Raw genomic sequence first — 6,502 nt, forward strand, 5'->3', positions numbered from 1 at the left:
CAAGGAGCGCAAAATCTTCCTCGCCCTGATTTGGCTCACCCTGCGGGAAATCAATACAGGCTTTGAAGGACTGAAGGTCAGCGAGCGCGTGCCGCTCCCGAATGAGCCAACGATCACCGTTGCTTATGAAAGCCTGCTCAACAGCCAAGAAGCGGGGATCGAAAAGGTGTTCCCGGAAGGCGCGAAAAGAGCATACAGCGTGCAAGAGCTGCTGGATGGCGTGCATTTCGCCAATGAAAGCGAGGGCAATCAGATGCTCGCTTTGGCTGAGGGAGAACGGAAGGAGGGCGGGCTGCGGGGACTGATAAAGAAGATGAACAGGTATGTTGAAGGCGAGCTGAATCTGTTTGGTTTGAAAATCAAATACCAGAATATTGCCGAGGATATTCTGAACCAGCGAAAGAAATAACCCCGCGCCATCCTTCCGGGCGCAGAGGATGCCTGCATGAAGGAAAAGTCGATGCTGGATCGAGATTTTTTCCATGCTAGCATGGAGCGATTCTCGATGCTAGCATGGAGGCATCCTCCATGCTAGCATGCAGCCTCCCTCGAACGTAGCATGGAGCACCTCTCCATGCTAGCATCGAGTTTTTCTCCATGCTAGCATGGAACGGAAGCCGTCCGACGGGTTGCGGAGCTTGGCTTGCTGGAGTGCGGGCATATCTCAAACGCTCGTTTGCAATTGGCCCGAAGCCTGCTTCGAGTTTTTCCCTACCGTCCGTGCGGGCAAATGCGGTACATTAGCTGAACGGGCCATGCAAGCTCCTGCCGCCCGCTTCCCAACAAGGTCACGACAGATGCTTAAAGCGATGAACGGTGCTGAACTCTTAGTGCGCTGCCTCGAAAACGAGGGCGTGGAATATATCTTTGGCATACCCGGCGAGGAGAACCTTGCCTTTCTCGAAGCCTTGCGGACTTCCAGCATCAAGCTGATCCTCACCCGGCACGAGCAGGCCGCAGGCTTCATGGCCGCAGCCTATGGCCGCCTGACCGGTAGGCCGGGAGTCTGCCTTGCCACTTTGGGGCCGGGCGCGACCAACTTTGTCACCAGCGCGGCGTATGCTTATCTGGGCGGGATGCCCTGCCTTTTCATCACTGGCCAAAAGCCGATCAAGGCCTCCAAGCAAGGACGCTTTCAGATCATCAACGTGGTCTCAATGATGGCCCCGATCACCAAGATGACCCGGCAGGTCGTCAGTGCGGATTCCATCGCCGCCTTGACTCGTGAGGCCTTCCGCACAGCGGTGCAGGAGAAGGCTGGGCCTGTGCATTTGGAGCTGCCTGAGGACATCGCGGCAGAGCCGGTCTCAGAAGCGGCCCGGCCCTTCCCGGTGACGGAAGTACCGATGCCTTTAGCTTCGGACGAGGCCCTGCGCCATGTGGCTGCGATCATCAGCCAGGCGAAGAATCCGCTCCTGCTCATTGCCGCCGCCGCCAACCGACGGCATACGGGCGCGGCCCTTCAGCAGTTCATCGAGCAAACCGGCATCCATTTCTTTTCCACCCAGATGGGCAAGGGCACAGCGGACGAGTTCCATCCCCGCTGCCTCGGCACCGCCGCGCTCTCTGATCATGACTACCTGCACTGCGCTATCGGCAAGGCGGATGTCATTATCAACGTCGGTCATGACGTGGTGGAGAAGCCGCCCTTCTTCATGCGCCGGGATGGAGTGCGTGTCATTCATCTCAACTATTTCAGCGCGGTTTTTGACGAGGTCTATTTCCCGCAGCATGAGATCATCGGTGACATTGCCGACTCGGTCAGCCGTCTGGCTGGGCTGATCGCGCCGGACTCGCTGGCCGGGGACGGCTATTTCAGCAAGCTGAAGAAGGAGATCGAGAAAAACGTCTACCGCTGCACCCTGCCAACGACCTTCCCGCACACGCCGCAGCAGCTCACCAAGGTGCTGCAAGAGCTGACCGACAAAGAGACCATTCTCTCCTTGGACAACGGCATGTACAAGATATGGTTCGCGCGGAATTACAAGTCTGCCGATCCTTGCTCGGTCCTGCTCGACAACGCGCTGGCGACCATGGGCGCGGGCCTGCCTGTGGCCATAGCCGCAAAGATGCTCTTCCCGCAGCGCAAGGTGATTGCCGTCTGCGGCGATGGCGGCTTCATGATGAACTCGCAGGAGCTTGAGACCGCCATCCGCCTCAAGCTCGATCTGACCGTGCTTGTCCTGCGCGACAACGGCTTCGGCATGATTAAGTGGAAGCAGGCAGGCATGAATCTGCCGCAGTTCGGCCTTGATTTCGGCAACCCGGATTTCGTCAAATATGCGGAGAGCTATGGCGCGTCGGGCTGGCGGATTTCGGCGGAGCATCAGCTGCCGGAGACCCTCGACCATTGCCTGAACACGCCTGGCGTGCACCTGATCGAGCTGCCGATTGACTATGCGGAGAATGAGTCGGTGCTGATTGAGGAGCTGCGCCGCAAGACCTGCCTGATCGGCTGATGCCTGTCTTCCGCCTGAACAGAGAGCTGGTCTTTCCGCCGCCGGAGCTGGCCGAGCCGGACGGCCTTTTGGCCGTGGGCGGCGACCTCTCGCCTGAGCGTTTGCTGGCTGCCTATCAGCAGGGCATCTTCCCGTGGTATTCCGGCGAGGAGCCGATCCTGTGGTGGTCGCTCTCGCCGCGCCTGGTGCTCTTCCCGGAGGAGTTCCATTTGCCGCGCAGCCTGGCCCGCACCATCAAGCGGGGCGTGTATCAGGTCAGCGCGGACACCGCCTTTGCTGAGGTCATCGCCGCCTGCGCCGCTGTGCGGCAGGAGACCGGCACGTGGATCAACCAAGACATGCAGGCCGCCTACATCCGCCTGCACGAGCTGGGCTTTGCCCACTCGGTGGAATGCCGCTTCGAGGGCAAGCTGGTCGGCGGGCTGTATGGAGTCTGCTTGGACAAAATGTTCTTCGGGGAATCCATGTTCTCCCTGCGCAGCGATGCCTCGAAGGTCGCGCTGGCCGCGCTGGTCAGCCATGCACGGCAAAGCGGCATTCAGGCTGTAGACTGCCAGATGACCACCGCGCACATGCTCCGCTTCGGCAGCCGCGAGCTGGATCGGACAGCCTTTCAGGAGCTGCTCGAACGGTTTATTCAGCGCATCCAGCCGCAGACATGCTGGCAGCTGGCAGCCTGAAAAGCGGTTTTTTGCAAAAAGCCGTTGTAGCGGCGGCATTTTTCTGATAATTTTCTTCCCGGCTCCTGTCCTCCTCAGGAAGCCGCAGACGCATACGACCATCAGCCACGTTCAACAATGGATGCTTCCTCAGTTTCTTTCCGCCCCTGCCTGCGGGGGCTGTTCTTTCTTGGCTTGGGCGCACCGCTGCTCCTGAGCGGCTGCCTGCCAGGCGGCCAGACTTCGCTTCCTCCCTATCCAGGCCGCCAGCCTGCGCCGCAGGCACCGCTCCTCCTGCCACCGGAGCCGCCGCCGCAGACGAAGCAGGTGCGCGAAGAGTTTCAGAGGCAGGTGCTGGAACCGGCCCTTGCCACCATCAGCGGACGCATCGCCGCCTATGAGCAGCGGCTGCGCGACTGGCAAGAACTGGGCGGCAGTCAGAAAACACTGCGCCTGAGCACGGAGGAAGTGGAGCAGATTGTCAGCTGCCGCAACCAAGTCGCCGACTTGCAGGATGCCTACAAAGATCTTCAGGACAAACTGCTCCATGAAGACTCGGTCGAGGCTTCCCGCGAGCTGCTTTTCAGCTCTTTGCAGAGTTTCAAAGAAAAAGACATCGTTTATTTGGAAGGGGAATGCCCACGGCTGTACAGCTCGCTCAACGCCTCGGACGCGCATCCCCCCAAAGCTGATGCAGAGCTTCATGAAACTGAGGATGCGGGCAGCCATGGCCATCAGCTGGTGCGGCAGGAGGAAGTTGATGCCTCACCTCCCCGCACCGAACCGGAAACGCAGCAGGAACAGTCTGACAGCAGCTCCCTGCGCAAAAAAGGCTTGGAGCTGCTCCGGCAGGGCCAAGAGCAGGAGGCGCGCAGCGTGTTCAACGAGCTGCTTGCCGCAGCCCGCCAGACTGGGAACAAGAAGCAGGAGATCGCAGCCCTCCAGATGCTGGCTGATCTGGATTTTGGACACCGCGACTACAGCTCTGCCCGGAAGAAATATGAAGAGCTGCGGCGGCTGGGCGTGTCCGGCGACAAGACATCCAGAACGCTTGATGCGTTGGAATCATCAGCCTCCAGACGGGACGAACTGGACGCTTACGCCTCCCTGCTCCTTGGCTGCCTGACCTACAACCCGGACAAAGACGGCTTCACGGTGGTGCAGCAGGCGGCGGAGTTTATCCGGCTCTTTCCAGACTCACCGCTGAACGATGATGCCGAAGACTGCTCGCACGACATCGAGCAGCAGGCCGAACAGTGGTTTGCCAGCCTGCTGGAGGAGGCGGAACGGCTGGAGCCTGCCGCCGCTTTGGCCAAGCTGGAGCAAGTGCCTTTGGACATTCTGCCCTTGGACAAGCAGGACATCCTCCGCGAGAAAAAGGAGAGCCTGATGCCGGAGCCGTCGCCGGAGCAGGAGCCTGCCAGTGCCGCGCCTGAGGCTGCTCCAAGCAGCCCGGAACAGACGCAGCAGACAGCCAGTCCGCTGACAGCCATTGATCCCTTGCAGGAGACTTGGGACAAGGGCATGGCGGCCATGCAGGCTGACGAGCATGACAAAGCCATAGCTCTTTTCTCAGAGCTGCGGAGCACGTCTTTCCAAGCGAAGGCGGAAGGGAAAATCAAAGAGGCTGAGCAGCAGGCCGCCGAGGCTCTCCGCAAGAAGGCGGCGGCTCTCTTTCAGCAGGCCAACAATGCGGCGGATCCGTCAGCGAAAAAGGAGCTGCTGCTTTCTTCCCGCTCGCTGCTGGAAGATGTTCTGCGGAAGTATCCTCAGTCGGGCATCGAGGACAAAGTGAAGCGGAATCTAAACAGTGTGGCCAAGGAGCTGGACTCCTCCTCCGGCGGAGGGCAGTGAGCCGCCGACATGCGCCGGTGTCTTTCTCCGGTGCGGCGGCATGGGTTGAGCAGAAGAGGGAAACACTTTAACGAACAGGAGCTGGAAAATGCAGATCACCAAAAACCGTATTATTGGCGCGCTGGTTGTGCTGCTGCTGATTGCCGCAGTCTGGGGCCAAATGAAGAACGGACAGAACAAGAAGCTGATCCGGGAAAATGAGACCCTGCAAGCCCAGCTGAAGAGCGGCAAGGAGGATGCGGCTTCATGCAGCAGTCTGCGGACGGAACTCAGCAAAGAGCGCGAGGCCAAGCAGCAGGCGGCGGACCAGCTGAACACCGTGCAGAAGAAGAAAACGGCAGCTGAGACGAAAACGGCTGAGCTGGAAGCGGCTTTGGCAGCTCTTCAGCAGGAAAAGGAAGGTGCGCTCAACGCGTTGGAGGCAATGAAGAAATCGCTGTCTGGCGAGCAGCAGCTGCAGCAGAACCGGATAGAAGAGCTGCAGCAGCAGATCAGCCAGCAGCAGACTGTTCTTGAGGAGCAGGGTCAGAAGCTGGATTCTGCCGCCAAAGTGATTGAGCGGGAGCAGCAGCAGGTGAAGAGCTGCGGGGAGCGGGTTGCGGAGCTGGACGAGCTGGAGGCAGCCAGCCAACAGCTTGAGGAGGAGCGCAACAAAGTGCTGGCCGAGGCGGAAACCATGCGCGCCCAAGTCATCGGCTTGGAGAAAATTGTTGAGGAGCGCAGCGCATCCTTGGCCAACGCTGACAAGGAACTGGCCAACTGCAAGCTCAACAATGAGATATTGATTGGCCAGATTGCCCAAGTCAAACAGGAGCCGGTGAAGAAACCTCTGAAGAGCAAGGCCGAGCAACAGATGCCAGTGATGCCGCAACAGAAACCAGTTCTACAGCAGTCGGTTCCGCAGCAGCAGCTTGACTGATCGGCGCGGCGGATTTCTCAGGCTCAGGACACGCATCTCAAGCCCTGAGCCTTCTCGCGTTGCCGCTCAAGCGGCGGGAGTTCCAGATGCTTGACTGGCTTCAAACCTTTTGCGCGGCGACTCTGGCGCAGACCCATGTCTGGGGTTTTCTGGCTGCGCTGCCTTTCATTGCCGCCGGCTTTGTCGGCATTGTTTTTCCGGCCTTGCCCGGCACCATACTGATAGCGGCCGGCTTTCTCGTGTATGGACTGATCGCCGGTTTTGACAACATCTCTGTCTGGTTCTTTGTCGGCCAAGGGCTGCTGATCTGTTTGGGCTATGCAGTGGATCTGCTTGCCACAGCTTGGGGAGTGCGCAAGTTCGGCGGCTCCAAGGCGGCGGCCTGGGGTGCGGTGCTGGGCACGCTGCTGGTCTTTGTCCTTGGGCCGATTGGCATTTTGGTCGGCCCTCTGCTTGGCGCGATCGTCGGCGAGCTGATCATGGGCGAGCAGCTCAAGCAGGCCCTGCATTCCGGTTTTGGCTCCTTTCTCGGCTTTGTTGGCGGAGTCGCGGCCAAAATGATGATCGCCGGCATCATGGTCGCGTGGTTTGTTTTTCAAATCATGTGAGGA

6 protein-coding genes are annotated in these 6,502 nt (G+C 59.6%); all 6 read left to right on the plus strand.

The genetic code is table 11. From position 1 onward, the window contains the following. On the plus strand, window positions 1-409 hold a 409-nt coding region (locus tag ACNKID_RS09700; RefSeq protein WP_417913228.1), incomplete at its 5' end, for a hypothetical protein. A 400-nt stretch (window positions 410-809) separates the two neighbouring features. Then, entirely contained in the window at window positions 810-2,459 is a 1,650-nt protein-coding gene (locus tag ACNKID_RS09705) for an acetolactate synthase large subunit (RefSeq protein WP_417913233.1), read from the plus strand. Beyond that, on the plus strand, window positions 2,459-3,139 hold the full coding sequence (gene aat, locus ACNKID_RS09710) for a leucyl/phenylalanyl-tRNA--protein transferase (protein ID WP_417913229.1): 681 nt from the start codon (window positions 2,459-2,461) through the stop codon (window positions 3,137-3,139). Before ACNKID_RS09705 ends, aat begins: the two co-directional genes overlap by 1 nt. A 117-nt stretch (window positions 3,140-3,256) precedes the next feature. After that, on the plus strand, window positions 3,257-4,972 hold the full coding sequence (locus tag ACNKID_RS09715) for a hypothetical protein (protein ID WP_417913230.1): 1,716 nt from the start codon (window positions 3,257-3,259) through the stop codon (window positions 4,970-4,972). 88 nt (window positions 4,973-5,060) lie between these two features. After that, complete coding sequence (locus ACNKID_RS09720; RefSeq protein WP_417913231.1) at window positions 5,061-5,891, plus strand: hypothetical protein; 831 nt, start codon at window positions 5,061-5,063, stop codon at window positions 5,889-5,891. An 86-nt stretch (window positions 5,892-5,977) separates the two neighbouring features. Then, the gene (locus tag ACNKID_RS09725; protein ID WP_417913232.1) at window positions 5,978-6,499 is read left to right on the plus strand and encodes a DUF456 domain-containing protein; all 522 of its coding nucleotides are present in this window, start codon (window positions 5,978-5,980) and stop codon (window positions 6,497-6,499) included. Window positions 6,500-6,502 lie beyond the last annotated feature (3 nt).

The sequence above is a fragment of the Candidatus Electronema sp. TJ genome, from assembly GCF_048287355.1.
Classification (GTDB): Bacteria; Desulfobacterota; Desulfobulbia; order Desulfobulbales; family Desulfobulbaceae; genus Electronema.

Bases quoted from the DNA above. Each gene is read 5' to 3' on its own strand.
- ACNKID_RS09705 (WP_417913233.1), top strand. From the start codon at position 810: ATGAACGGTGCTGAACTCTTAGTGCGCTGCCTCGAAAACGAGGGCGTG.
- aat (WP_417913229.1), top strand. From the start codon at position 2,459: ATGCCTGTCTTCCGCCTGAACAGAGAGCTGGTCTTTCCGCCGCCGGAG.
- ACNKID_RS09715 (WP_417913230.1), top strand. From the start codon at position 3,257: ATGGATGCTTCCTCAGTTTCTTTCCGCCCCTGCCTGCGGGGGCTGTTC.
- ACNKID_RS09720 (WP_417913231.1), top strand. From the start codon at position 5,061: ATGCAGATCACCAAAAACCGTATTATTGGCGCGCTGGTTGTGCTGCTG.
- ACNKID_RS09725 (WP_417913232.1), top strand. From the start codon at position 5,978: ATGCTTGACTGGCTTCAAACCTTTTGCGCGGCGACTCTGGCGCAGACC.